Annotated in this window: 23 protein-coding genes; 10 read left to right on the top strand and 13 right to left on the bottom strand. The window is 56.3% G+C overall.

The window, feature by feature from the left end:
* Nucleotides 1-424 precede the first annotated feature (424 nt).
* From GRX64_RS11085 to GRX64_RS11065, 5 genes are all read right to left on the bottom strand, one after another.
* Nucleotides 425-1,198, bottom strand: coding sequence for an SDR family oxidoreductase (locus tag GRX64_RS11085; protein ID WP_166267159.1), 774 nt, complete (start codon nucleotides 1,196-1,198; stop codon nucleotides 425-427).
* 21 nt (nucleotides 1,199-1,219) lie between these two features.
* Entirely contained in the window at nucleotides 1,220-2,368 is a 1,149-nt protein-coding gene (locus tag GRX64_RS11080; RefSeq protein ID WP_166267157.1) for an acyl-CoA dehydrogenase family protein, read from the bottom strand.
* A 34-nt stretch (nucleotides 2,369-2,402) separates the two neighbouring features.
* Entirely contained in the window at nucleotides 2,403-3,590 is a 1,188-nt protein-coding gene (locus GRX64_RS11075) for an acyl-CoA dehydrogenase family protein (protein ID WP_166267155.1), read from the bottom strand.
* A 76-nt stretch (nucleotides 3,591-3,666) separates the two neighbouring features.
* Nucleotides 3,667-4,851 carry an acetyl-CoA C-acyltransferase gene (locus GRX64_RS11070; RefSeq protein WP_166267153.1) on the bottom strand — a complete coding sequence of 395 codons (1,185 nt, stop codon included), beginning with the start codon at nucleotides 4,849-4,851 and terminating at the stop codon, nucleotides 3,667-3,669.
* A gap of 45 nt (nucleotides 4,852-4,896) precedes the next feature.
* Nucleotides 4,897-6,987 (bottom strand): 3-hydroxyacyl-CoA dehydrogenase NAD-binding domain-containing protein, encoded by a 2,091-nt coding sequence (locus tag GRX64_RS11065; protein WP_166267151.1) that lies wholly within the window; start codon nucleotides 6,985-6,987, stop codon nucleotides 4,897-4,899.
* Between the two features lie 224 nt (nucleotides 6,988-7,211).
* On the opposite strand from GRX64_RS11065, the gene GRX64_RS11060 reads away from it, so the two are divergent.
* Entirely contained in the window at nucleotides 7,212-7,829 is a 618-nt protein-coding gene (locus tag GRX64_RS11060) for a TetR/AcrR family transcriptional regulator (protein WP_166267149.1), read from the top strand.
* A 7-nt stretch (nucleotides 7,830-7,836) separates the two neighbouring features.
* Here GRX64_RS11060 and GRX64_RS11055 read toward each other — a convergent pair whose 3' ends face one another.
* Nucleotides 7,837-8,679, bottom strand: a complete 843-nt coding sequence (locus GRX64_RS11055; protein WP_166267147.1) for a substrate-binding periplasmic protein — start codon at nucleotides 8,677-8,679, stop codon at nucleotides 7,837-7,839.
* A gap of 333 nt (nucleotides 8,680-9,012) precedes the next feature.
* On the opposite strand from GRX64_RS11055, the gene GRX64_RS11050 reads away from it, so the two are divergent.
* The gene (locus GRX64_RS11050; protein ID WP_166267145.1) at nucleotides 9,013-9,912 is read left to right on the top strand and encodes a DMT family transporter; all 900 of its coding nucleotides are present in this window, start codon (nucleotides 9,013-9,015) and stop codon (nucleotides 9,910-9,912) included.
* On the top strand, nucleotides 9,899-10,804 hold the full coding sequence (locus GRX64_RS11045) for a hypothetical protein (RefSeq protein ID WP_235937639.1): 906 nt from the start codon (nucleotides 9,899-9,901) through the stop codon (nucleotides 10,802-10,804). Before GRX64_RS11050 ends, GRX64_RS11045 begins: the two co-directional genes overlap by 14 nt.
* A 155-nt stretch (nucleotides 10,805-10,959) precedes the next feature.
* On the opposite strand, the gene GRX64_RS11040 is transcribed toward GRX64_RS11045, so the two are convergent.
* On the bottom strand, nucleotides 10,960-11,946 hold the full coding sequence (locus GRX64_RS11040; protein WP_166267143.1) for a quinone oxidoreductase family protein: 987 nt from the start codon (nucleotides 11,944-11,946) through the stop codon (nucleotides 10,960-10,962).
* A 215-nt stretch (nucleotides 11,947-12,161) separates the two neighbouring features.
* Here GRX64_RS11040 and GRX64_RS11035 point away from each other — a divergent pair, with 215 nt between their 5' ends.
* Nucleotides 12,162-12,794 (top strand): MarC family protein, encoded by a 633-nt coding sequence (locus GRX64_RS11035; RefSeq protein WP_166267141.1) that lies wholly within the window; start codon nucleotides 12,162-12,164, stop codon nucleotides 12,792-12,794.
* 71 nt (nucleotides 12,795-12,865) lie between these two features.
* Here GRX64_RS11035 and GRX64_RS11030 read toward each other — a convergent pair whose 3' ends face one another.
* Complete coding sequence (locus GRX64_RS11030) at nucleotides 12,866-13,768, bottom strand: alpha/beta fold hydrolase (RefSeq protein ID WP_166267139.1); 903 nt, start codon at nucleotides 13,766-13,768, stop codon at nucleotides 12,866-12,868.
* A gap of 129 nt (nucleotides 13,769-13,897) precedes the next feature.
* Between GRX64_RS11030 and GRX64_RS11025 the strand changes: the two genes are divergently transcribed.
* Nucleotides 13,898-14,929, top strand: a complete 1,032-nt coding sequence (locus GRX64_RS11025; protein ID WP_166267137.1) for a GlxA family transcriptional regulator — start codon at nucleotides 13,898-13,900, stop codon at nucleotides 14,927-14,929.
* Nucleotides 14,930-14,960: 31 nt separating this feature from the next.
* Here GRX64_RS11025 and GRX64_RS11020 read toward each other — a convergent pair whose 3' ends face one another.
* The 5 genes from GRX64_RS11020 to GRX64_RS11000 form a co-directional block, all read right to left on the bottom strand.
* Nucleotides 14,961-15,842 carry a DMT family transporter gene (locus GRX64_RS11020; RefSeq protein ID WP_166267135.1) on the bottom strand — a complete coding sequence of 294 codons (882 nt, stop codon included), beginning with the start codon at nucleotides 15,840-15,842 and terminating at the stop codon, nucleotides 14,961-14,963.
* 414 nt (nucleotides 15,843-16,256) lie between these two features.
* Nucleotides 16,257-17,771 (bottom strand): TniQ family protein, encoded by a 1,515-nt coding sequence (locus GRX64_RS11015; RefSeq protein WP_166267133.1) that lies wholly within the window; start codon nucleotides 17,769-17,771, stop codon nucleotides 16,257-16,259.
* Nucleotides 17,771-18,757 (bottom strand): TniB family NTP-binding protein, encoded by a 987-nt coding sequence (locus GRX64_RS11010; protein WP_166267131.1) that lies wholly within the window; start codon nucleotides 18,755-18,757, stop codon nucleotides 17,771-17,773. Before GRX64_RS11010 ends, GRX64_RS11015 begins: the two co-directional genes overlap by 1 nt.
* On the bottom strand, nucleotides 18,750-20,702 hold the full coding sequence (locus GRX64_RS11005; protein ID WP_166267129.1) for a DDE-type integrase/transposase/recombinase: 1,953 nt from the start codon (nucleotides 20,700-20,702) through the stop codon (nucleotides 18,750-18,752). The genes GRX64_RS11010 and GRX64_RS11005 overlap by 8 nt, the downstream gene beginning before the upstream one ends.
* A 47-nt stretch (nucleotides 20,703-20,749) precedes the next feature.
* Nucleotides 20,750-21,358 carry a TnsA endonuclease N-terminal domain-containing protein gene (locus tag GRX64_RS11000; RefSeq protein ID WP_166267127.1) on the bottom strand — a complete coding sequence of 203 codons (609 nt, stop codon included), beginning with the start codon at nucleotides 21,356-21,358 and terminating at the stop codon, nucleotides 20,750-20,752.
* Between the two features lie 252 nt (nucleotides 21,359-21,610).
* Between GRX64_RS11000 and GRX64_RS10995 the strand changes: the two genes are divergently transcribed.
* The 5 genes from GRX64_RS10995 (at nucleotide 21,611) to GRX64_RS10975 (ending at nucleotide 26,146) form a co-directional block, all read left to right on the top strand.
* Complete coding sequence (locus GRX64_RS10995) at nucleotides 21,611-22,249, top strand: hypothetical protein (RefSeq protein ID WP_166267125.1); 639 nt, start codon at nucleotides 21,611-21,613, stop codon at nucleotides 22,247-22,249.
* A gap of 254 nt (nucleotides 22,250-22,503) precedes the next feature.
* The gene (locus GRX64_RS10990) at nucleotides 22,504-23,379 is read left to right on the top strand and encodes a phage exclusion protein Lit family protein (protein ID WP_166267123.1); all 876 of its coding nucleotides are present in this window, start codon (nucleotides 22,504-22,506) and stop codon (nucleotides 23,377-23,379) included.
* 82 nt (nucleotides 23,380-23,461) lie between these two features.
* Nucleotides 23,462-24,058: a hypothetical protein gene (locus GRX64_RS10985; RefSeq protein WP_166267121.1), complete on the top strand. Its 597-nt coding sequence runs from the start codon at nucleotides 23,462-23,464 to the stop codon at nucleotides 24,056-24,058.
* 88 nt (nucleotides 24,059-24,146) lie between these two features.
* Nucleotides 24,147-24,929 (top strand): hypothetical protein, encoded by a 783-nt coding sequence (locus GRX64_RS10980; RefSeq protein WP_166267119.1) that lies wholly within the window; start codon nucleotides 24,147-24,149, stop codon nucleotides 24,927-24,929.
* Nucleotides 24,930-24,992: 63 nt separating this feature from the next.
* A protein-coding gene (locus GRX64_RS10975) for an IS3 family transposase (protein WP_166263181.1) occupies nucleotides 24,993-26,146 on the top strand; the annotation gives its coding sequence in 2 pieces (ribosomal slippage) (nucleotides 24,993-25,233 and nucleotides 25,233-26,146; 1,155 coding nt in all).
* Nucleotides 26,147-26,151 lie beyond the last annotated feature (5 nt).

Below are 26,151 nucleotides of genomic sequence, written 5' to 3'. Positions count from 1 at the left end.
GTTTATAAGTTAGGTGCTGTTATATAAATATTATATTTATCTATTTATATAAAATGTTTGAATCGATATTTATCGAATGTTCAGGTTTAAACTTACAGCTATTTATTATCTATAAAAGATCTCCATATTGGTTTAATGGTTATTGGCAGGCGAAATAACGCCCATGCGATAGAGCGCACTCATATATTGGTTGATATGTGTAAAAAATATGCTGGCGCTTTGTATTTGTTCTATGAATGTTGGAAGGCTAATGCGTTGGTTGGTTCAAATGAAGTTTATGAATTTAAAAGGCGTATAAAATATAAACTGCATTTTGTTCATTTTATTTACGCTGGCAAACTCGGGGAACAGCAAGATTCTTGCTGTTCCATAAAAAAAGCGGGCTGAGGAGCCCGCTTTTCGTAATGGGATGGTCCGGCATTGGCTAGCTCACCAACGTTCCCCCATCCACCGCCAGGCACTGCCCGGTAATATGTCGCCCGGCTTCGGAGGCCATCAGCACGGCCGCGCCCTTGAGGTCCTCGTCACCACCAAACCGGTTCAGCGGAATGCGGTTCAGCATGGTATCGCCCTGGGCGTCGAGCAGGCCCTGGGACATCTTGGAGGGGAAGAAGCCGGGACAGAGGGCATTCACATTGATGTTGTAATGCCCCCACTCGGCCGCCAGCGCGCGGGTAAAGTTCACCAGGGCGCCCTTACTGGTGTTGTAGGCGATGGTTTTCATGTCCTCGGGGTTGCCGGACAATCCGGCGATGGAGGCAATGTTGATCACCTTGCCGCTCTGGCGCGGGATCATGCAGCGCCTGGCCACGGTCTGGGTGAGGAAGAACGCGGCATTGACGTTCAGGTTCATCACCTTCATCCAGCCCTCCGGCGGGTAATCCTCGGCCGGTGCGCCCCAGGTGGCGCCGGCGTTGTTGATCAGGATGTCGATCTCGCCGAGGCCGCCCACGACTTGCTCGACCACGGCCGGAATGCCTTCCAGATCGGACAGGTCAGCGGCCACCGTCAGCACGTCGATGCCCATGCGCTCGAGGTGGGCTTTGGCGTCGTCCAATTCGTGCTGTTTGCGGGCACTGATGGCGATCTTCGCGCCCAATTCGCCCAGCGCTTCGGCCATTTGCAGACCCAGGCCCCGTGAGCCGCCAGTAATAAAGGCGACTTTGCCGGTCAGGTCAAAAAGCTGTTTCACACTCATGTTCGGCTCCAGTATTGGGGGTTAGGCGCTCTTGGCCAGCAAGGCATCACTGACCTGGGCCAAATGATGATCGGCATCGCCAAACAACAGGTTAATCAGTGTCAGCCGCTTGAACAAATGCGCCGCAAACATTTCGTCGGTGACGCCCATGCCGCCGTGCAGTTGCACGCCTTTCTGGCCGACGGCCCGGGCGGACTGTCCGACCAGGGTTTTGGCCATGGAAACCGCAGTCCGGCGCCGTGCACGATCGTCCGAGTCGGCTTCACTGGCGGCCAGAATGGCCATCGACCTGGCCTGCTCGGTGGCAATGAACATGTCGGCCATGTTGTGCTGCAGTACCTGGAATTTGGCAATCGGTACCCCGAACTGTTTGCGGGTTCGGGTGTATTCCAGCGTTGCCGCGTTCATCGCTTCCATGACACCAACGGCTTCCGCGCACAGGGCGGCGATTGCCAGGTCGGTGGCTTTCTCGATCACGGCGGCGGCCCGGTCCTGAGGCCCCAGGAGTGCGGCCGAGCCGACGGTCACATTGGTGAATCGGATCTCCGCAGTGCGATGACCGTCATGGGTGGCAAAATCGCTGACGGTGACGCCCTCGGCGGTCCTATCGATCAGGAACAGTGTCAGCCCATAGGCGTCATTGTCGGCGCCTATGGTGCGCGCGGAGACGATCAGCTGGTCTGCCTGGGCGCCATGCAGGACCGCAGTCTTGTGGCCATTGATGACAAAGTCATCGCCGGAAGGCGCGGCCTTGGTGCTGACCTGGTTCAGGTGATAGCGGGCCCCGGGTTCGCTGTGGGCGAACGCCATGAAGTGCTCGCCCGCGGTGATTGCCGGCAGGATTGCGGCCTTCTGGGCCTCGGAGCCGGCGTCCCGCACCAATCCGCCCCCCAGCACCACCGTGGCCAGATAGGGCTCGACCACCAGTGCCCGGCCGAAGCTTTCCATCACCAGCATGGTATCGATGGCGTTGCCGCCAAGACCGTCGTGGGCTTCGGGAAAGGTAAACCCGAGCAGGCCCATTTCCGCCAGTGCCTGCCAGGTGCCGTTGTCCCGGCCCTGGCCGGAGGCAATGATTTGCCCGCGTTTTTCGAAGCCGTATTCGTTGGCCAGGAAACGGCGCAACGAGTCCTGCAGCATTTGCTGTTCGTCGGTGAGATTGAAATTCATGATACGCGACTCCTTAGGATTCAAAAATCATCGGTTAAAGACCCAAAACCATTTGGGCGATGATGTTGCGCTGGATCTCGTTCGACCCGCCAAAAATCGACAATTTGCGCATGTTGAAATAATCACCGGTCGCCGGTGTGGCGTCCTCGGAGCCGACCCGCGGGCCGTCATAACCCAGTTCCAGTGCGTCCGGGATGTGCGCGATGGCGTCTTGCCCCGTGGCCTCCATCAACAGTTCGAACAGACTCTGGCCGATTTCACTGCCTTTGATTTTGAGGATGGACGCCTGTGGCCCGGGCCCGGCGTCGTTAGTCAGTACCCGCAAGGTGGTCAGTTCCAGGGCGCGTAATTCAATGTCGAGCTGCGCCAGGCGATCCCGGAACCGGGTGTTCTCCATCAGGGGGCGTTGGCCGTCGCGCTCTTCGTGCGCCACTTCCTTGAGCCGGCGCATCAGCGATTTCCACTGGCCGACGTTGGCCAGACCGGTGCGTTCGTGGCCCAACAGGAACTTGGCGTAGGTCCAGCCCCGGTTCTCTTCGCCAATCAGGTTGTCGGCCGGCACCTTGACGTTGTCGAAATAGACCTCGTTAATCTCATGCTCACCGTCGAGCATGATGATCGGCCGGACGGTGACGCCCGGTGACTTCATGTCGATCAGCAGGAACGAGATGCCCTGCTGGGGTTTGCCTTCGGTGCTGGTGCGCACCAGGCAGAAGATCCAGTCGGCGTGCTGGCCCAACGTGGTCCAGGTCTTCTGGCCATTGACCACGTATCCGCCGTTTTCAAGTTTGGCGCTGGTGCGCAGTGACGCCAGGTCAGAGCCGGACCCGGGCTCGGAATAGCCCTGACACCACCAGTCTTCTCCGGTCAGGATGCCGGGTAAGAAGCGCTGTTTTTGCTTTTCGTTACCAAAGGTCATGATCACCGGGGCGACCATACGGAGGCCAAAATCGAGCTGACGGGGCGCTCCGGCAAGGGCGCACTCCTCTTCAAAGATCAGCTGCTGGATCGGGCTCCAGCCAGTGCCACCAAACTCCGTGGGCCAGGTGGAGGCTCCCCAACCGGCGTCCGAGAGGATTTTCTGCCAGCGCTCGGTCATGGCTTTGTCCGGCCGCAGACGTTTCTTGACCCGCTCACGGATGTCATCGGGCAGGTGGTCCTGCAGGAACTGGCGAACGTCGGCGCGGAAGGCGTTCTGTTCGGCGGTGTAGTTCAGGTCCATAGACGTGCTCGCTTTAGAAGATCACTGAAAAGCCGGCCGGTCACCCGAGGGGCCCGGCCGGTTAACGGGCGTGGGGTCAGGCCACCTCAAACAGACCGGCGGCACCCATGCCGGTGCCAACGCACATGGTCACCACCACGTACTTCACACCCCGGCGCTTGCCTTCAATCAGGGCGTGACCGGTCAGGCGTGACCCGGTGGTGCCGTAGGGGTGGCCTACGGCGATCGCGCCGCCGTTCACATTCAGGCGGTCCAGCGGGATGCCGAGCTTGTGCTGGCAGTACAGCACCTGCACGGCAAAGGCTTCGTTCAGCTCCCACAGCCCGATGTCCTCGACATTAAGGCCGTGGCGTTTGAGCAGTTTGGGTACGGCGAACACCGGGCCAATGCCCATCTCATCGGGTTCACAACCGGCAACGGCAAAGCCCCGGAAAATGCCCAGCGGTTCAATGTTGCGCTGCTGTGCCAGCTTGCCATCCATCAACACGCACGCGGAGGCGCCGTCGGAGAACTGGCTGGCGTTGCCGGCGGTGACCACGCCGCCCTCCATGGCTGACGGGATGTTGCTCACGCCTTCGAGGTTGGTGTCAGGACGAATGCCTTCGTCCTCGGAAACGGTCACTTCCCGGGAGGACAGCTGGCCGGTGGCCTTGTCCGCGACACCCATGGTGGTGGTAATGGGGACAATCTCATTGTCGAACTTGCCATCGGCCCGGGCCTTGGCGGCCAGCAGCTGGCTGCGGACGCCGTACTCGTCCATGTCTTCCTTGCGGACACCGTAGCGTTTGGCCACGGTTTCGGCGGTTTGCAGCATTGACCAGTAAAGCTCCGGCTTATGCTTGGCCAGCCAGGGTTCCATCATGTAGGTCTGGTTCACATTGGCCTGCACGGTGGAAATCGACTCGACCCCGCCGGCGACCATGACCGGTACCTTGTCGACGGCAATGTGGTGCGCGGCCATGGCGATGGCCTGCAGGCCGGACGAGCAGAAGCGGTTGATGGTGGCGCCGCTGACACTGACCGGCAGCCCGGCACGAATGGCACCCATACGGGCGACGTCGTTGCCGGTGGAGCCTTCGGGCAGGGCACAGCCCATCAGCACGTCTTCGATTTCATTGGGATCAACTTGGGCGCGCTCAACCGCATGCTGGATGGCATGTCCGGCCAGGGTGGCGCCGTGGGTCATGTTGAGACCGCCGCGCCAGGATTTTGCCAGTGGCGTGCGGGCGGTGGATACAATCACAACATCATTATTGGACATAACAAATCTCCTCAGACCGGGAGCGACGTGCGCTCCCGATGGCAATTAGTCGAAGCGTTTACCGTCGGCGGCGCACTTGGCCAACAACGCGGCGGGCTCCCAGAAGCCGGGCTGGGTATGCCGGTCTTCGGTAAAGGCCTGCATGGCGCGCACCACGTTGGGCAGTCCGACTTCCTCGGCATAATGCATGGGGCCGCCGCGGAACACCGGGAAGCCATAGCCGGCCAGGTACACCATGTCGATGTCCGAGGCGCGCTGGGCGATGCCCTCGTCCAGGATCCGCGCGCCTTCATTGACCAGGGCATAGACACAACGCTCGACGATTTCCTGGTTGCTGATCTTGCGTGGGGTAATGCCCAGCTCGGCGCGAACCTCGTCCACCACTTTGTCGACTGCCGGGTCGGGCAGGGCGTTGCGGTTGCCAGGCTCGTAGCGGTAAAAGCCGGCCCCGGTCTTCTGGCCATAACGCCCCATTTCACACAGACGGTCAGCCACGACCATCTTCACCATGTCGGGGTTTTCCTCGTACTGGCGCTTGCGGATGGCCCAGCCGATATCACCACCGGCCAGGTCCGCCATGCGCAGCGGGCCCATGGCAAAGCCGAACTTTTCGATGGCCTTGTCGATCTGCTGCACGCTGGCGCCTTCCTCCAGCATCAGCAGGGCTTCGCGCTGGTACTGGTTGATCATTCGGTTGCCGATAAAGCCGTCACAGACGCCGGACACGACGGCGGTCTTCTTGATGGCCTTGGCCAGTTTCATGGCGGTGGCCAGCACGTCCTTGGCGGTCTTGTCGCCACGCACCACTTCCAGCAGTTTCATGATGTTGGCCGGGCTGAAGAAATGCAGGCCGATGACGTCTTCCGGGCGTTTGGTGAAGCTGGCGATCTTGTTGAGATCGAGCGTGGAGGTGTTGGACGCCAGAATGGCGCCGGGCTTGCAGACCTCGTCCAGTTTCTCGAACACCGACTGTTTGACGTCCATTTCCTCGAACACGGCCTCAATGACCAGGTCCACATGGCTCAGATCGTCATAGCTGAGGGAAGGGCTGAGCAGTGCCAATTTGGCCTTGGCATCGTCCTCGCTCATGCGGCCCTTCTTGACCCGGCCTTCGTAGACTTTCTGGACGGCGGCGACGCCACGGTCCAGACCGTCCTGCTTCATTTCCACCAGGGTGACCGGAATCCCGGCATTGAGGAAGTTGATGCTGATGCCAGTACCCATGGTGCCGCCGCCGATCACACCCACGGACTGGATGTCGCGAACCGGCGTGTCGGACGGCACATCGGCGATCTTGCTGGTGAGGCGTTCGGAGAAAAAGGCATGACGCAGGGCGCGGGATTCGGCGGTGTGCATCAGGTGCACGAACGCTTCGCGCTCAACCTCCATGCCTTTGTCGAACGGCTTGGTGACCGCCGCTTCCACCGCGTCCACGCATTTGAGCGGGGCCGGGTAGTGCTTCGCCATGGCACCCACGGTGTTGCGGGTGAACATGAAGAAGCCTTCCGGGTTGGCGTGTTTCGCTCTGAGGTCCCGCACGCGCTTGAGCGGCAGGTTTTCGTTGACCACTTTGGTGGCGTAGGCAATCGCGGCGTCCAGCAGTGCGCCATCGACCAACTCGTCAAACAGCGCGCTGCCCTGAAATTGTTTGGCAGGCACCACGCTGCCCGACACAATCATGTTGAGGGCGTGTTCTGCGCCAATGACCCGTGGCAGGCGCTGGGTACCACCGGCGCCGGGCAACAGACCGAGTTTCACTTCCGGCAGGGCAATCTGCGCGTCCGGCTTGGCAATCCGGTAATGGCAACCCAGTGCCAGCTCCAGACCGCCACCCATGCAGGCACCGCTGATGGCCGCGATGACCGGCTTGCGGCTGCTTTCCACGTAGTTGATGACGGTGGTGAGCATGGGCTCGGCCATGGCTTTGGCGGAGCCGAATTCACTGATGTCGGCCCCACCGGAGAAGGCGCGGTCCGAGCCGATAATCACAACGGCTTTCACCGTGTCATCGGATTCGGCCTGAAGGATGCCATTGACAATACCCTGGCGTAACGCCAGACCCAGGCCATTGACCGGTGGGTTGTCGAGTCGAATAACGGCGATATTGCCGTTGGCTTCGTAATGCGCGGTACTCATACCAGAGCTCCTTGTTGGCACGGGCGGGGCAGGACGAGTCGCAGTTTGCGGACCCCGCGGTGATTCTTTGGGTGTAACGGAAACGGGCTAATTGCTTCCATACACTGGTGTATTGTTTGTCCATACACTAATGTATGTTTTAAGCTTGGTCAACGCTTTGATGAATGCGACCCGGGTTCATGTAGAATCCTTCCACGTATGTAACGACAGGACACCACGCCAGGATGACCGAACCCAGAACCCCAGCCCGCAGCGGCCGCAAGACCTCGGAGAAACCGCAGCTCAGCCGGGACAATTGGCTGGATGCAGCGGCGGGTGAGATTGCCGCGGGCGGGTTCGGCCACCTGCGGGTTTTAACCTTGTCCAAAAAGCTGGGCGTCACCCGAGGCAGTTTTTACTGGCATTTCAAGGACCATGAAGACCTGGTGGTCAGTTTCCTCAACCGGTGGCGGGATCGCCGTCTGCACGAGTTGCAGTACTGGAAACCCAAGGGCGGGGATGTGGAAACCGAGTTGCGGCAGATCCTGGAACTGCTGCTGACGGACGCCTCCCGCAACATTCGCCGGTTGCAGGTGGAACTGGCTGTCCGGGACTTTGCGCGCCGCAACGACTATGCCGGTGCATTGGTGGCGGAGGTGGACGCCGCCCGGATCAATCAGAACTGTACGCTGTTTCAGCGTTTGAGCGGTGACCCCGAACGCATCAAGGACCTGTCGCTGCTGCTGTACGTGGCCACTATCGGGTCTCAGGTTGTGTTGACCGGTAAGCAGGGGGATGCGGAGTCGATTCGCCGAATTGAAGATTTGATCGCCCGCGTCGTGTTGGAGCAACGGGCCACCTAGTACCCCGTCAGCGTGAGGGTAAATCAGGGCATTGGTGATTATCCAGGCAGGCAAACAAGACGTCGGTGGGCAATTCGTACCGCTCCAGCAATGCCTGGACGGTGCCCTGCTGTTCACGCAGAAACCGGTTGAGGCGGGTAAGGACCTCGGGATGCTGAATGGTGGAAAGAAAGTACCAGCTGTGTTTTTGTGTCATTAATTGGGGTGCGACGACCAAACCGTCTGCCTGATTGATCGCCCGGAGCTGGTAGCGGGCGACCGGCACGGCCAGATTGATTGCGTCCACTTGTCCGGACAAGGCCAGGTCCACCAGATTACGCGGGTTACTGGCGGTAATCAGCCGCAACAGCCCCTGGTCGATTTGCCAGGCAAATTTCCAGGGTGTAAATCCCTGGATGGTGCCGTAATCATCCATGTCATGCCAGGTCATGTGCCTGTTGGCGGGAAGGACAAAAATCGCGTCGATAAAATTCACCAGCGGATCGGAGTACTGGATGTATTGCCCGGCTTTGTCGGTTCGGTTCCAGAGCGGATGGTCCGGTAACGCAAAATCGTACTTGCCGTGAACGAAGCCGGTGATTATCCGGCGCAAAGGGCGCACTCGATAGTCAAAACGAATGCCCTCGTGCTGGGCGAAGGCATCCATCAGATCTCTCAGGTAGCCATCATACTCATGGGTGGAGGTGCGCTCAGCCCGGTAAATCGGATAGTAGTCGATGTTCTGGACGCCCACAGTGTAGACCGTCTGGGCCCAGGCGACGGGAATCGAGGTCAGAAGCAGGGTGAGGGCGAGCACCTTTGGGCCAATGCGGGGCTGGGTGTCTTGTGGTCGATCACATGAATGCAACATTCCTGTGCGTCCTGTCAGTTTGTCCGGCGGTCTTGGGGAACCCGCACTCAGGGTGGTGATTAACCCTTTGAGATCGTTCCAAGCCCATGTATGGCCGCGAAGGTTTCAGCATTTGGCGATCTTTGAAGGGTGACGCCCCCAGGCGTTTGCGAAACGCCTGGCCGAACCGGCAGGGGCCACCGACGCCATAACGCACTCCAGTCGCGTGAGCTTGCGGCGCGGTTGGTAAAGCAGGTCATGCAAGAATCATCCACCGTCCGGCCGGATCTGACAAGTCTGGTGTGCCGGGTCGATGCACTTTGCTGAACGGATTCACTCAAAAAGGACAGCGTTATGCCCATTAGCATTCACTACGGTTTGACGGTGTTGATCTGGGGACTGACCTGGACCGCCATTCGACTGCAGGTGGAATCGGCGCCGGTGGATATGGCGGTGTTCTACCGGTTTGTTTTGGCTTCGCTGGTGGCGTTGGGCGGGTTGGCGCTGCTGCGCCGGCTGCCGGAGCTGTCGTGGTCGCAGCATCGATGGCTGGTGCTGCAGGGGCTGACGCTCTACAGCGTGAACTTCCTGCTGATTTATCGCGCGGCCGAAGCCATGACCAGCGGCCTGCTGGCGGTGGTGTTCTCACTGGCGGCGCTGTTCAACGCGCTTAATGGCTGGCTGTTGATGGGCCTGCGGCCAAGTGCGCGGATCTACCCGGCGGTGGGGTTGGGCCTCTCCGGTGTGACGCTGCTGTTCTGGCACGACCTCAGCCTTGGCAACGCGACCCTTGCCAGCATCCTGTTTGCGCTTGCCGGCACCTATTGGTTTTCGGTGGGCAACCTGATCAGTCTCAAGGTTCGGGCCGCGGACATCCCGTTGCTGGCGGGCAACGCCTGGGCGATGCTCTACGGGGCGCTGGTGCTCGGGGGCTGGTGTCTGGTGCAGGATGTCAGCTGGTTTGTGCCATCGGCGGGGGCCTTTTGGAGTGCCACTGTGTTTTTGGCCATCCCGGGCTCGATCATTGCGTTTTACAGTTACATCACCGTCATTCGCACCGTGGGTGCCGATAAGGCTGGTTACGCGACCGTGCTGTTTCCGGTTGTGGCGCTGTCGGTGTCGACCTGGCTGGAGGGCTTTGAGTGGAGTGTCACTGCGGTTATCGGGGCCGCCCTGGCGTTGCTGGGCAATTACGTGCTGTTTCGCAAGGCGTCGGTACCGGTTGCCGGCAAGGTGCAGTATGGTAAGGAATGACGACAAAACCTCCGGGGTTGCGGTGATCGATTGTAAGAAAATACTGGCCTTGATCGTGCTGTGCGGCTGGGTCTCAAGTGCTGCCGCCGAGGACGCCTGTCTGGCCTCTGCGCAGTCCGGATTAGAGCGCCTTTACTGCGAGATTGTGGCCCGGGGTGAGGGCCGGGGACTGCCATCCCCGGCGGATTTCAAACGCAATGACCCGCAGGTGCAGGCGCTGTTGCTCAGGCGTCCGGCCGCCCGGTTGGGGTTATCGGTGCCCGCGTCAAGTCCGGCCCCCAGCCCCACTGCGACCGCCCCCGCTGACCGCCTGTCGGATCCGACTGTCGAACCCGCTCCGACACCGCCATCACCGTCCGCCCGCCGGTCGGCGAATGACCGCGCCCAGTCACCGGTAGCGCCGGACCGACAGTCCGGGCTGTCGGGCTGTCAATTGGCCGGCGAGGTCATCGATTGTCCCAACCGTCGGCTGGTGCTGGCCAGCAATCAGGCCAACCGCGAGTTGCAGCCAGGTGCGCTGGCGGCCGGCAATACCCTGTCATTGGCGTCTTTTCAGGGTGATCGCCGCGACGCCGAGGTTGTCCGGCGCTATCTGTCCGGTGCCTATGACGTTTACATCCTGAAAATGCTGGCCATTGGCCTGGGTGCAAACACCATGAGCTTCACCGCGTTTCATCACGCCTTTCACAGCCTCGAGGACGGCGGCGTAGACTTTGCCCAGCGGATGGAGCAAACCTACCGGTTATTGAAAGAGGACAAAAAAACCCTGGCGGTCAAGGCCCGTTATCACAATGAACTGCCGCAGAGTCTCGCCTGGTGTGTCAGCATCAATCGCGAGGTGGTGGTCTGCGACAACGTCGGCACCAACTGGGTGTTTACCGCTGCGCCCTAGTGCCCCGTTTGGTCAATTCGTTACCCTACTGCGTGACGCTGACCTCCGGTTGCCGGATAGGCCCGGCGCCGGGCTCACGGTTGTGCTGAGCACTCGTTCTGTGTCGCCTGCCCGCACGAGGAGCGCGGGTCAGGCCGGTCTGATCGCTGGACGGGTTAAACCGTCAGAATGGTCGCACCGGTGGTCAGGCGGGCTTCCAGTGCCCGGTGGGCGTCTGCCACCTGGGCCAGTGGGAAGCGCTGATCGATGCGAAGGGTGACTGCGCCGGAGGTGACTTTTTCAAACAGATGCCGGGCCATCTGCTGGCAGGTTTCATGATTGGCAATATGGGTGAACAAGGTCGGCCGGGTGACCTTGAGCGAGCCCCTGGGCCCCAACGTGCCGAGATCCAGTGGTGGTACTTTGCCGGACGCATTGCCGAAACTGATCATCATGCCGAGAGGCTTAAGACTGTCCAGCGAGCCTTCAAAGGTGTCCTTGCCTACCGCGTCCATGACCACATCGACGCCTTTGCCATCGGTCAGGGCCTTGACCCGGTCGGCAAAATTCTCGGTGCGGTAATTGATCATGTGGCTCGCGCCGTGGGCCAGTGCGAGGGCACATTTTTCATCGGAGCCGGCGGTGCCGATCAGTGTGATGCCTTCGGATTTTGCCCACTGGCAGGCCATCAGCCCGACGCCACCGGCTGCCGCATGGAACAGCACCGTGTCACCCCGGTTTATCGGGGTGGTGCGATGGAACAGGTACTGCACGGTCAGCCCCTTGAGCATCATCGCCGCGCCTTGCTCGAATGAAATCCCGTCTGGCAGTGGACAGACCTGGGCAGCAGGCATTACCCGGGCTTCGGTGTAGGCGCCCGGAGGCTGGGATGCGTAGGCCACCCGGTCGCCCGGCTTGAGGTGTGTGACGCCTTCGCCAACCGCTTCCACCACGCCCGCCGCTTCCAGCCCCAGTGGCGTGGGCAGGGTCAGTGGGTAGAGTCCGGTGCGCTGGTAGACATCAATGTAATTGAGACCGCAGGCTTTGTGGTGCAGACGGATTTCACCGGGGCCGGGCTCGCCGACCTCGCGCTCAGTCAGAGTCAAAACGTCGGGGCCGCCAAAGGCCTCGATAATGATGGTTCGGGCGTGCTTGGTGTGCATTCTGTTGTTCCTTGTTCTGGCTTGCGAATTCGTTGACGGTACGCCGCTGGAGCCTGCCCGGCTATACGGCTTGAGTCTGAGTGGCGTGTGCCTTATCCGCAGGGTGTAACGGTAAGTCACCATAACGCCGGGCGACACATGTTGGCTATCATTCGGAAATTGTTGCGTTATTTTATTCACCTCCGATGTTTTTCATTAAGGCCCCAAGCGACCCCATGTTGTCCGTCTTCCTGAGTACCTATGTAAGCAGCTCGATCAAGTTCCTGTTCCTGCTGGCGCCGTTCTTTGTCGTCACCATGTTCCTGGCCTTGACCCGGGGCCAGTCGGCGGGTGAAAAGAGCCTGATCATCCGGCGCTCTTGCGTGTCGGCATTTTTCCTCGGCCTGGCGCTGTTTTTCATGGGGCCGCTGCTGTTCAAGGCCATTGGCATTACTCTGGACTCCTTTCGTATTGGTGCCGGCTGCCTGCTGTTTCTGACCGCCATCAGCCTGGTGACCTCGGGCACCCGGAGCCATGCCACCGGCCTGCCGGATGAGGATCGTGACGACATCGCGGTGGTGCCGTTGGCGATTCCGATCATGATCGGCCCGGCTACGATCGGTGCGATTCTGGTGTACGGCGCTGAACTGAAAAGGTTTGCCGAAGTCAGCGGTGGTCTGCTTGGCCTGGTCACCAGTCTGGTGGTGCTGGCTGTTTTGTTGCACCTGTCAGGGTATCTGGAGCGCGTGCTGGGTAAGAATGGCCTGCACATCATGTCCAAAATCAGTGGCTTGATTTTGTCGGCCATGGCGGCGGAGATTGTGCTGACGGGGATTGCCGGGTTTATCCGCAGTACCGGGCTGAATTAGCCCCTACGCCCGGCGGGAGATAAAAACGGAGCACCTTCCCGGTGCTCCGTTTTTTTTGCCCTGCGACTGCTTCAGGCGCTGGCGGTCACTTGGCCGACCACCCGTTCCACCACGTCGCTGTCCCACAGCAACCGGTGATGGCCCAGACCCTGGGTTCGCAGAATCTGAGAGCCCGGCCAGCGCTGATGCACCCGTTCGCTTTGGTCGGGCGGCACTGAACGGTCGCCGTAATCCACCACCACCAAACCCTGGGCCTTGAGTCGGGGTGCCAATTCCAGCAGTGACAACCTGGGCCAGACGTCGGCGCCGAACTGCTGCTCCATGCGGTGACGATGGTTCGCCAGTACGTCAGCGGGCAGTTGGAGTTCGTCCGCCACACCGTTGACCACCGCGGCCAGGTCCGCTGGCGGCGCCAGCATCACCAGATGCTGCACCGCCAATCCGTCCACGACGGCCCGGGCGGCGGCAATGCTGCCCAGGGAGTGCGCCAGTACGGCATGCACCGGTCCGATCTGGCGGGCGACTTTGCCGACGACCGCCGTCATTTCGTACAGGTTGGTGCGCTCGCCCTGGGCGCGACCATGGGCCGGTGCATCGAACAGCACCACCCGGTAACCGGCCGCGACCAACGGCTGTATGTACGCGCCGAACTGGATGCCGGCGCCGCCCCAGCCATGAACGCCGAGGATCACCGGTCCGTCACCCCAGCTGTATACGGGCAGTACCTGCGCACCGTGCTTCAACTGGGTGTGGCTGTCGGCTTCATCCAGCAGATATTCGTACCGAGAGGGCATGGGTAACCGGTGCGGTTTGAAAAACTGCTGGTTGACCAGTTTGCCGGCCGCTTCGGTGGAATAACGGGCGTACAGCTGAAGCCCCAGACGCGTCGCCGCCAATGCCAGGTTGCGAGTGCCTGGGCGCTGGATGGGCGGCTGGATCGCAGTGTCGGGCAGAGTGTTCATGTGGATCGTCATGGTGAAGCCTCCTCTAAGAGCGACCGCCATGGCCGCTTTGCACTTTGGATGACAGGGTCAGCATAGGGCTTGCGCGCTCACCGCTGGAGTGTCATATTTGACATATAAAGTGCGTAAAAGGACATTATCATGATCAACGTAGCGGTGCTTGCGTTACCCCACTGCCATGCCAGCGGCATTCATGGGGTGATGGATTTTTTTGCGGTGGCCAACTACTGCGGACGCATGCCGGCCAGCGACACCGCCGTGCCGTTCAACTGCCATATTGTCACCCTCGATGACCAACCGGTGCAGGGCTACAGCGGTGCGCTGGTGACGCCGACTGCTGCGCGGGGGTCGTTCCTTCCCGATGTCATCGTCGTCGGCGCGGCGGTGGAAGCCACCGTTGCCGAGGCGTTCATGGAGCCGATGATGGACAAGGCACGGCCACTGTTCGGCTGGCTGCAGGCGGCGTTCCACCGCGGCGCGATTCTGGCGAGTGTCTGCACCGGCAGTTTTTTACTGGCAGAGGCCGGGCTGCTGGCAGGCCAGGTGGCCACCACGCACTGGCGGGCGGCCCCGTTGTTCCGACGTCGTTATCCGGAGATACGTCTGGAAGTGGACGAACTGCTGGTGGACAACGGTCAGATCGTCTGTGCCGGTGGCGCTACCGCCTTCGTTGATTTGTGTCTGTACCTGGTGGAGCGGTTATCGACCCCGGCGGTGGCGCTGGCCTGCAGCAAGTTGCTGATTCTGGATAACCGTCGCACGGAGCAAACGCCTTATATGAGCTTTTATCATCAGAAAGCGCATCAGGATGTCGCCATTCGCAAAGCCCAGAGCTGGCTTGAGCAGCATTACGCCGAAGCCATTGAGATCGACGACGTGGCCAGCGTGGCCGCGTTGGGTCCCCGGACCTTCAAGCGGCGTTTCAAAGAGGCGACCGGTGAGACTCCGATCGGGTATTTGCAGCAATTGCGGGTCGAAGCCGCCAAGCATCGGTTGGAGTCCAGCCGTGATCAGACGGCTCAAATCATCTGGAGTGTCGGTTACGAGGACGCCAGTTCCTTTCGCCGCCTGTTCAAGCGCACGGTGGGCTGCACCATGGAGCAGTACCGGCGACGGTTCAGCTACGTGGTGCCGGTGCGTCACGATGGCCGCACACTGTCGGAAGCCCATTGACGGTCGGGGCGGCCAATGGGGCCATCTTTCCTCAGACTTTGCAGCTGGCGGCGGATAGAGATGTCCGGGTTTTTCGTCGATGTTGCAGGCTGATCAATAACAATGGCACCACAATCATCACGCTGCCCACCAGGAACCACAAGTCCGGGACTTCGCCAAAGCCGACCCAGCCGATGGTCACCGCCCAGATCAGTCCGGTGTATTCGGCGCTGGTGACCTGGTTGGCATCGACCTGCTGGTAGGCCAGCAGCACGGTGATGTTGTACCCCATGATGAACAGTGTCGAACCTGCCACATGGATCAGAATGTCCGGATCCCAGGGCGCACCCTCGACCAGCATGAGGACGAAGCTGGCGGGCAGAATCAGGACATAACTGAGCAGCAGTTTGTGCACGGTTGACTGTTGCTTCGGTAACTTGCGCACCATCAGGGCGCCGATGGCCAGGGCCAGGGCCGCGATTAACGCCGATAAGGCGCCCCAGCCAATATCGACCGGTCGCAGAATCACCACAATCCCCGCAAAGCCACTGATCACCGCCAGCACGCTGAAAGGCGTTAAGCGTTCTTTGAAAAACAATACCGCAAACACCATGACCAGCAATGGTGCAGCGTAAAAGACCGCGTTGGCGGTAGCCAGTGGCAGCGTGCCGAGGGCGATCACCATGCAGGATATGCCAGCGAGCTGGATGTGGGCGCGCAGTCCGTGGACACCGATGCCCTCAAAGAACCGGGTGAAATCGATCTGACGACGGAACGGCAACAGCATCAGGGCGGTCAGCAGACAGCGCAGAAACGTATACTGAAACACCGGCGCATCGGGCCCCATCGTCTTGATGAAGACGTCCGAGACCAGAGCCATGAAATTGCCAATAACCAGCAGCAGGATGGCACTGTTGACGGTTTTACCTGACATAACATCGGCTCCTTTTCTCAATGGGTGACTGTGTCAGTCCAAGGCTAAGGCGAGATTTTGGAAGTTGAAGAATCAGGAGGTTAGGAAGGGGTCGCCAATATAGCGATTTGAGATGTCAGACTTAACGTGAGATTTCTTATTGCTTTCTCACGAAAGCATGAGATTTTTCTGGAAAAGGTCAACTAAAACATTGACCTACATTCATTAGCAGTAATTAATAGCATTGAAGTTAGAGAAGGTAAAGTGAATTCGCTTTGGCAACGAATTCAGGATCTGGCTGGTATGTTCGATAGGTAGGAAATGATTGAGTCGGTGGGGTAGCGTCGAAGGGTTTTTATTGGATCGCGAATTTGATGGCGATTTCAGTCACACCTGTAAAAGGGGCTGACTTAGAGGAAAAATTGCGTTCGCGAATCAAAGTATTCGCTCTGAATGCATGACATATTCGCAGAAGGATTGATTGTCTACCCTGGGCTCAAAATGATTTGCTCCTTCCCATTTGAGTGAATTATCAGCTACAAGGTTGTGAATGGACTCCCGACTGCAATGTAGCGCTTTTGTGGCAAGTTGCATTGAAAGCCCTTTAGCGTTGGTGCGATTGAGCTGATCAATCAGCCACTCTTTGAGCACTTTGGGATGAAGAAATACACTTCTCACTCCGCGGGTATCGGAAAAACCACCAGCGACCCGATTCAGCATTACCTCATTCGCGAGTTGCCCAAACGTTATCGGAAATCGTGAGAAAATTGGGTTATCCGGAAATATTTCTATCGAATTGGCCGGGCTGGGTCGCTTTTGGATGATTCCCTTGAGCTCACGCAAGTCGAATCTGCGGCTTGTTGAATACTTAACGTTTTTGTGAGATTCCAGAACATCCCACCTGAAATAGTCTTGGGCAGATTCTTTGCTCAATCCCAGTATTCGTGCAAAGGAGACTACATTTGTCTGAAATCGATAGTTCGACTGCCCGTCGGACTCTAATGCTTTGTCACGCCTTGATTGAGATATGTACTGAGTGGTTTCTGAAAAAGCGTGTTCGGTGAAAGATAACTCCTTGGTTGGTAGAGCTTGCTCATTAGGACCTCGCCACTTTCTCACCAAAAGAGAGCTAAAATTGTTGTAGGGGGCTTCAACAAATTCCTGACCCAAGAAATTCAACTCGCGTCTCTTCCCGTGACACTGTTTAAGCCAGGCTGCATTTGTCGATGGGCTTACAAGGAGCGAATAGGCGCGGGCGACGTACCTGGAGTGTTCCATCATCTTGGGACAGTTTCTGACGGACTCGCAAACTAAGTCGAAGGGACGCATCGCAACTATTATCGCCAGACAGATGTCCTGCAATAGCGATTCGTCCACATCGTTGGACATAGTCCCCATGTCCTCCCAAAGCTGACGTTCTGTTTTGGAGATCTCCGAGGGTTGAGGAGAATCGAGTTCGCTCCAGCTTTTTTCGCAATATGGACAACCGATGAGCAGACTGCTGGTCCACTTTAACTCTTTGTCACATTTCGGACAGTTCGACGTCAGCAGACACTCATGCTCTGGGCAGTGCGCAGTTACCGCCAGACCCCATCTCCAATCCAAGGTGCCGTGCTCGGAAACGCAGGTCGTACAAATTCTAGGAAAGCCGAGCCGCAGGTCAATAATCATGCGGCTTTTTGAAAACAGCCACCTTAATTGTGCTCTTTCCTTGAATCGTGATCTGTGTTTATCCAGAGGCTTCTCGAGTTTCCTTTCCAACGCTCTGAATATCTGCTTTGATGGTGTCTCAAGCCAACCATAGTGGCCAGGTGCGGGCGTTGGCTCGCAGTCTAGATACTTGACGATTTCAGAATGCTTAAACAGACAGTTCAGCTTTCCGATGCGCAACAGGAAGCCATTGAATGACTCGTTTTCGAGTGGCTCAGGCCGGACTGCGAATCTTCTCATCAATGAATATCCCAGTTGTTTTTGTTCTCGAGAGCCGACTTTTTAGTGGCCTTCTCAGCGCGGTCAAGAACCCTTTCATAGGGCGCTTTAAGCGGGTTGAAGTTTTTAAGCTCCGGGTTTATTGGCGCCTTGGTGTACGCCCTGGCGAGGTCGTTTCGCGTAATCGTTTCGTTTGGCTCTGCGTCCGCGAGAGCCATCTTTAAAAGCATTGCGATCAATCGCGGAATTCCCCTCGTTGCCACGTATAGGCGGACCATCATCTCCTTATTAGACAGAGGAACAATCTTGACCTCCTGACGCTCAAGGAAGTTGGTGCAGGCTTTCAGGTACGCACCAAAAGCTTTGAGATCTGCTTCTGAGCTGATTTGAAATGGTGTCAAACGCGTCTGTCGTTGAGCGAATCGCTGATACAATTCCTCGTAGTTGGCAATTGATCTGTAACCGGCGGGTGTGCCAGCCATGACGACCGCCAGCTTGTGTTTATCCATCATGAGCTTGATATGGTTAACTACTCCCCTGGTATTAGATTTCGCCTGCTCGCGCAGGAAATGCTGAAACTCATCAAGGATGAGTAGCTCTACCCCCCGCTCGTGGATCAGCTCATTGAGCTTTTGTCTAAGCTCGCCAACAGTGCCATTAATGGATCCCTCGAAACTCGACGCCAGAAGAATTTCCTGGATCAGGGTCTTGAGAGTCGGTTCAGCAGGCACAGAGACCAGAAGGATGGGCTCTTTCGAGCGTTCAGGACTTTCCAAGTCATTGCGTTCGGCCAAGTGGTGCTTGCAATACGACGCAAGGATTGACGACTTCCCAAGGCCCGGTATCCCCATCAGAAGCATTCCGGCGCCCTCCAGGCCCGACATTGCATGGGTTCTGCTAATGTCATCAACGGCTTGTTCAAAGCGGTTGTGTCGTGTTCGCCACTTGGTAAATTCAGTCATCACAGGCTTCAATCCTGGGCGGTTTCTTTTATTGCGATCAGTCATCTTCGTACTCTCCGTCTGCGCCGTATTCTTGAGCACTGGGTTTTGTTGGTTTGGTCGACATCGAATGCGTGCCTACTGTCGGAATGGGCGAGTTGTCATCCCCTTCTCGAGCGCTATTGATTAACTCATTGAGTGTGCCGGTATCATCCTGCTGGCTGCGTCGTGAACCAACTCTTCGCATGTTTTCGTCGTGCGCTTCGTTCGCGTTCCTGACGGTTCTGCTTGATTTTGCCTTACGCTTTCCGGTGAAGCCTTTATCGGCATAAGTGCTGCGGCGCAGGGCGTTCCACTCAGAGAGGCTTGTGCCCTGTTCGATTCGGGTGTCTGTCACAAAAGCCTGGATTATGTCGTCGGTGAATGGATCAACGACGTTGACCGACGACAGGTCATTGTGCGTGTATTGCACTGTGACCTCTGCTGGTTCACCCCTGCTTTGAAGTTTCATTCCGATGTGTTTAAGCCGATTTTCATGATCGTTGTACCGCAGATTATTGAGCTGGACCCCTTGATGCGCGTGAAGTCCGGAAATCTTGCAGACTCGGGTTTCGCCCATCGTGAACCTGATCCGCTCGAAGTTGGCGGGCAACTGTGGTGTAAACATCCGCGCGTTCTCATCCCAGACCTCGTAGGGCGTTCGACCCAGGCCGCTATGAACCGTCTGGTGGTATTCATCGATTACCCATTCGTGGAGTGCGGTCCGAAACTCCTGCAACGTCATGGATGCTTTTTCCCTGATTGTTGCATCGAGATTGGGACGATCCGTATGCTTGCCACAGTAGCCGCGTAGCGTCTGCGCAAAGCGAGTCCTTAACGTCAGAAAGAATCTTTCGATGAAGGGCTTGCGCCATCCTGCATAGGTTTTAACGGTCTCCGTTTGGCACCCAGCGTCAAGTAGAAAGGAATGGGTTTGTAAGCTGGCATAACCAGGGCCACCATCGCTCACAAAAGTCTCGGGCGCGCCATACATGGGCCAGTCGTGTTCAACGTCTTCGGGCAACGCATCCCGAGGCTTCGGGCTAATCGCATGCTTGTAGCTGTCAATAACTGAGCCGGAGGATTCGCCGCGCCCAACCTGGACGATCAAGCCAAGAATTGCGCGAGAATAAACGTCGATGACTGCGAAGAGCGTCACGGGTCCGAGGTACCGGCCGTCTTCGTTTTTGACGCCGATCGCGAGGTTCACCGCATCCGCTTCCACGCGCTCCAGAATTCGTTCCCCCTGAATTTTTCTGGTTGCGTTTCGGCTAGCCGCCCTTGCGGCGCGACGGCCCTCGCGTTTTTCGATAAATTCGATCGGTCCCACGCATTGCTTCGCCCACTTGCGGTAAACCTCACGGCAAGGTCTTTTAGCCGTTTTACCAAACCTGTTTTCAAATTCTTCTGAAAAGCAGTCGTACGCGTACTGAAGCGTTGGATTTCCGAGCTGGAGGTAGTAATCGTCAAGAGTTTCCAGTGCGAAATCCTGGATATCTTGTGAAAACGACGATTTGCGATGCCGTTTTTCGGCGCTAAGTGTTGCTGCGACACCCTGCGAGTGCGTTTTTGCTGTGCGCGCCCAACGGGCAAGGGTTGAGTGGGAAATTGGGCTTGGATCCTGGATTTCCCGAGCAGCGCGCGCAATAGCTTGTCTCCGGATTTTGACCCCTCCAATGCCCCCTTTTTTGGTAAGTCGCTGCAACTCATTGACATAGGCAGCGCGTCGTTTGACTTCCTCAAGATCCGCATTCGAGAGATTGAGACCCTTAGGCGAAGCTACTTTCCCTTTCGGAATCAGATGAAGAGTTTTTCCGAATTCGGCCTCAATCTGACGGCAAGACATGATGATGGGTGGTTGCTTCTCATCGTCGAACGTGAGCGCAACCTTTGAGTTCGGCAGTGTTGTCAAAGTCGCGTGCAGATTGCGAAAAGACACCCGGTTACCGGTTACAGCGATGGTATGAAACATAGTCGGTTCCTTTCTAAGTCGTTGGAGGTTGTTTAGAGGTGAGAGCGTCACCAGGTGAAGTTCAGCCCGGCCCAGGGCTTGGCCAGCTCACATCGCAGAAGCTTGTGTGCGACTGCACGGCGAATGAACGAGGGGTCTATTGCCTGGGCATCGAGAAGTCTGCGAAGCTCCGTCAGTGAGGCAGAACGCTGGTCTGTAGCGTTCAGAAGCGTTTCGAATTCGGGAATTGGCGGGGGCAAATCCAACACCGGCGTTAAAAACCGTATATTTTGAGCTTGATTCCCAGGTCGAATGTGGTCTTCAGTAAAAACTCGAAAAATTTGGCCGCGTTCTCTGAAAAAACGGCTAAGCTTCTTGGCCTTTTGGAGAAACTCTGGATTGTTCGCGGCGCTCCGAGTTTTTACCTCGTCAACGTATTCGACTCCGTTCTCGACAATTAGAAAATCAGGGGTATAGCGCCTGGGGCGACCCGCAAGGTGAAATTGCACCGAAAACGGCTGGCTCTCGACAGACTCTGCGGTTTTCTCGAACCGAATGAGACTCAGATAGTCGAGTTCGAGTGCGCTTTCCACCGCGTACACCCGACCGTAATAGCTGGAATAGGCCAGGTAGGAAGACCGAATGGGTGATTGTTTTACGAGCTTACGTTGCTTCACTCTTTGCTCCATCTCCGTTTGTTCGGATATCAACGAATAGTTCAAAAATTAGCCAACGCCAAAATTTAAAGCGTTATAATTCAAATACTTATTTATGGTTATGCAATGTTGCCGCCTGTCCGTTCATAGGTAAGTAACTAAACGGCCAAGCAAAACCGGACAAAAAATTTTGGGAAAACTGAAGATTTTTGCGGAAAAGTGTCAGATTAAAGATTTGTAATGTTTATAAATTTGTACGAAAAGGACCGAGGCATGGATAACTCGACAAGTGCAGTAAGCCCAGAAGAGATTGGACGTGTTGCGATGCAGCAAGAGGTAAAGAAGCGAGCGCTTTCAGTCGTCAAGAGAAAGCTGGGCCACATCTTTGGAACTGAGGAAGATTCCGAAGTCCACCAGATTGCACAGGATGCTCTGAACGATGTCACGATGCGCCTTCTCAGCGCGACCCATGCCGGCACAACGTCTTTAAAAGTGGACGAAGATGTTGAAGAAACGGTTGGAGTAGCACACCCCATTGCACGCTACCTGATATTGGGCGTGTCGAATTACTGCGCGGTTCGACTTCAGCGGTGGTCAGTCAACAATAGGAAAGGCAATGTCAGCGTTCGGGCAAGATACATCATCGACACTGAGGGAGCCGACGATTCTGAATTTTGGGATCAACATGTTAGTCACGGGGAGAATTTGGGGTCAGTGGATGATAAGCGGGTAGATTCCTTGCTTACAGCGAAGGGAGTTTCGGGCGAGGATCTCGAATTGATCAAGCGGAATCTAGCGGGCTGGAGCTTTGTAGATCTAGCTGCGGAGCATGGCGGCACTGCGGACAAGTATCGACGCCGAATCCAGCGGGCTCTGGATAAAGCTGGTATCGATCCCGCCTTGCTGGGGTAGAGCACCTTCGGGCAACGCCTCACAGGCGATCCGGCCAATCTGAAAATTGGGGTTGGGTTTTCGTCCTGGCCAAACCCGCCGATTCCAACTACGGTTTAGTGCGTAAACCCACGAGTTGGGTTCCTCTCTGGACAGGAGTCTGCAATGCCGTATGGATGCTTTGACCATAAACCCCAGGGGTGCTTTGCCACTTAACCAGTCATGCCGGGCGGATGCGCTGGGCGCTCCGCTGCGCTTCAATGTTAGCGAGAGTTATGAGATCACCGATACTTGAACTAGAAACTGCCATCGCTGCTGCGCCATTTAGTATTGTGCCAGAAAGAAAGCATGAGCTTGGCGATTGGGTCGACAGTGAAGGGGTTACCTTAGATTTTATCGATCGACCAAGCTTTACTTTTCATGTCTATACTCAGAAAAAGACAGTTCAGACGAGTATCGCAACTCTGGAGTATCTGTGGGCAACCTCACATGTACACCTTGTTTTGTATGACGAGTACGGGCAAGCACAGAGGCGAGGCGATACGCAGTTCAATACTGGAGGAAATCACCGATCACGAAGTGCATTAGAAATCGCAAAATGGGCGGTGGAAAACCTCCTTAGTACCGGAGTTCAACCGTGGCCGGAATCGTTTATTAGGCCTCACTCGCACCCTGAGAATTGCTCCGATGTTCATACAGCAAACGAGCTGTTTTTATGCGCCTTTGCCTGGATGATGCACCACGAACTAGCGCATGTTCGGCTTGGACATAACGAAGCAATAACCTCGCGCTCGTTAGAGGAAGAAAAGGAAGCAGATGTTGAGGCTACTAAATGGATTTTAAGTCAATGCTCGGATTCTGCGCAGGCACAGAAGCGAATTTATGGAGTAGTGGCGGCAATACTGGCGCTGCAAGCGATTTCCAGCCCATCTGGCAATAGTATTATGCAAACCCATCCGCCTACATTCGAGCGTCTTGATTACTGCTTATTTGAATCCGGCGTGGATCCGGACAACGAGGCATACGCTTTTGCCGCTTGTATTATGCAGATTCAACTGGCTGCTCGTGGGGTGTCTATCGCTCATGACGGCAAGAGTTTCCGCGATATATATTCGGAGTATCTCTGTGAATTTGCGAAGCTCCTTCACTAACAAATTAATGTTGTTGGGCAATCTTCCCGCCGTTGCGCGGCGCCAAAATAGCCATAAATTTCAGCGTTAAACAGAGAAAGCCATGGATATAGAGCCATACGATGTCACAAAAGCCTACCTGGATATGGCGTACGCAATTATAGACTCTGAAATTAGTGTGGCCGACGATCTCAACGCAAAGAGTAGTCAACACAAAAACGATGCCGACCTTGCAAGGCAGAGTTGTGCCTACCTCTATAGTTACATGGCGATCACTGCATTTGTGTCCGTGCATTTGTTCGAGCAGTGGGAAAAAGAGGATAGCCCTTTTAGAGAGTGGAACAGCGATTTTTCGTCTTTCGAGAGATTGATGAGAATACGGTATCGCGAACTGAAGGATGGACTGAAAGCGCTATGTGATATTGTCCAGGTTCCGAGAATGCATGAACAGAGTCCCAAAGTGTGGCAACACCTCATTGAATTTGTGAAAGATTACAGAGATTTTTTCGTTCATCCCACTCCCAAAAAATTCAGTGAAGTCATCTCCAGCGCAAAGGCAAGGCCAATGCGATTTCCAGTAGATACTGCGGTTGAAGCCATTGGGTATTTCTACGACAAGAATGACCAGCAACGGCCCGCTTGGCTGGAGGACAGGCGTGACCTGCAAATACCAGAGATTGTTGTTGCGTCGTCGGTCTAATAATTGGTTGCAAGCGACCAACTTTCCGCTGCTTTGCGGCTCCTTATCGACGCGTGGGCCCAGCGTTAAAGGATTAATGGATAAATAAGTGCCAAACCGACGACTACTCTTTTTGCTTACAATATTGGTTGTTGTGGCTGTGCTGGCTGCAATAACATCATTCCGCCCAGAGGTGCTCTCAGCGTATGGGAGCGTTGTCGCTGCCGGAGGAGGTCTGTTAGCTGTAATATGGTTTTCGGCCAGTCTTTGGTATCAGTCCCGTCAGCTAGACGAGCAAAGAGTACAGTTTTCATTACAGTTCAGGCACCTTCAGGAAGCAAGCCGCAGGGATGCGCTCTTGACCGTAAAGAACATTCTTGACAACGCAGAAAAGCACGCTGTGAAGGAATATGGCGGAGTTACGGTTTCTTCCGAAATTTCAGGACATTTTTTGCAGAATATCGCACTCTTAAAACCCATAATTGAGTCAGAAAATCCCCATGAAGTATTCCAGGTGGCCCAAGAATGGATGAGAAAAGAGACGGCAGTGCTGATTCTACTCAGAGGTGTTAAGAGTGCAGCAGAAGTCTATTTTAGAAGTACCGGCTCTGAAGATATTGATTACTCTCGGCCACCTGAAGAGTTTATTCACATATACGGCGACCGGTTCTTAAACCAGCCCTTTTTTGAAACTTTGCACGGCTCCGCCAAAATGCTGTCCGATAATCTATTGCGTTTGCAACCTTCGCGCACTGCGGTCCAAATTGCTTTTTTCTCTGCAACTGTAAAAACGATCGGGGGCAATGTCGTAAAAATCGAAATGCTCGAAGAAGATATACGAGAACAAAAACGGAACGGCTATCCAATGCCGATGATCGCAAAAGACCTCTAACGGGTTCTACCCCGTTACTGCGGACATTCCTGAAAAGAGGCACACTGTGCCAAAGGAGTGTTCATGTCCAGACGCAGAAAATATAGCCCAGAGTTCAAACGCGAAGCCATTGCTTTAACCCGGCAACCCGGTGTGAGTTGTCGCCAGATAGCTCTGGAGGTTGGAATTAATCCCAACCTGCTATCTCGTTGGCGCAGAGAAGCGGATGAGGAGACGGACAAGGCCTTCAAGGGCTCTGGTTCCCCCAGAGATGAGGAGGTTGCCCGTCTCAAGCGAGAGTTAGCCCGAGTGAAGAAGGAGCGTGATTTTTTGCGCGAAGCGGCAGTGTTCTTCGCAAAGGAGTCGTCCTGAGGTATCAGGCGATTCAACGTTGTCGCAATCATTTCCCCATACGTCTTATGTGCCGATGCCTGAAGGTGTCGGCCAGCGGTTATTACGCTTGGGTATCTCGCCCTGAGTCCGCCAGGGCAAAGGCGAATCAGCACTTGCTGTCGCGCATCAGAGAGATTCATGACGATAGCGGTGGCATGATTGGCTCACCCCGCATGCACGAGGACCTGGTTGCCGAGGGTGCTTCAACCAGTCTGAACCGTGTTGCGCGATTGATGGCCAAACACGGCATTCAGGGTTGGCCACGGAAGAAGCGCGGACGCTTGGGACGTCAATCTTATCGGCCACCGGGTATCCGGAATCATCTGGAGCGGAATTTCTCCGCTCTGGAGCCGGACACCAAGTGGGTGACGGATATAACAGAAATAACCACGCAGGAAGGAAAACTCTTTCTCTGCGTGGTCCTCGACCTGTTCAGCAAGCTGGTCGTTGGTTGGTCCATGCATCACCGGCAGGATCGGTATATGGTGATCAGAGCGGTTGAGATGGCCGTTTGGCAGCGACAGGGGAATATCCCTGTGATCCTGCATTCAGATCGAGGCAGCCAATTCACCAGCGGAGACTATCAACGATATCTCGGCAGTAATCGCTTGGTGAGTAGCATGAGTGCAGTTGGTCATTGTGGCGATAATGCCGCCTGCGAGGGATTCTTCGGGATGCTCAAGCGGGAGCGAATTCACCACCGGCGCTACCGAACTCAGAACGAAGCGCGAGCTGATGTATTCGACTACATTGAGCGGTTCCATAATCCCAGGATGCGACGTAGAGTTGCCGCTCAGGATCTGAAGTTGTCAGCCGTTTTAAAACCGTCCGTGGAAACGGGGTAGAACCC

It is taken from the genome of Marinobacter caseinilyticus (genome assembly GCF_011074955.1).
GTDB lineage: Bacteria > Pseudomonadota > Gammaproteobacteria > Pseudomonadales > Oleiphilaceae > Marinobacter > Marinobacter caseinilyticus.
This window is presented reverse-complemented; position numbering and strand designations above follow the sequence as displayed.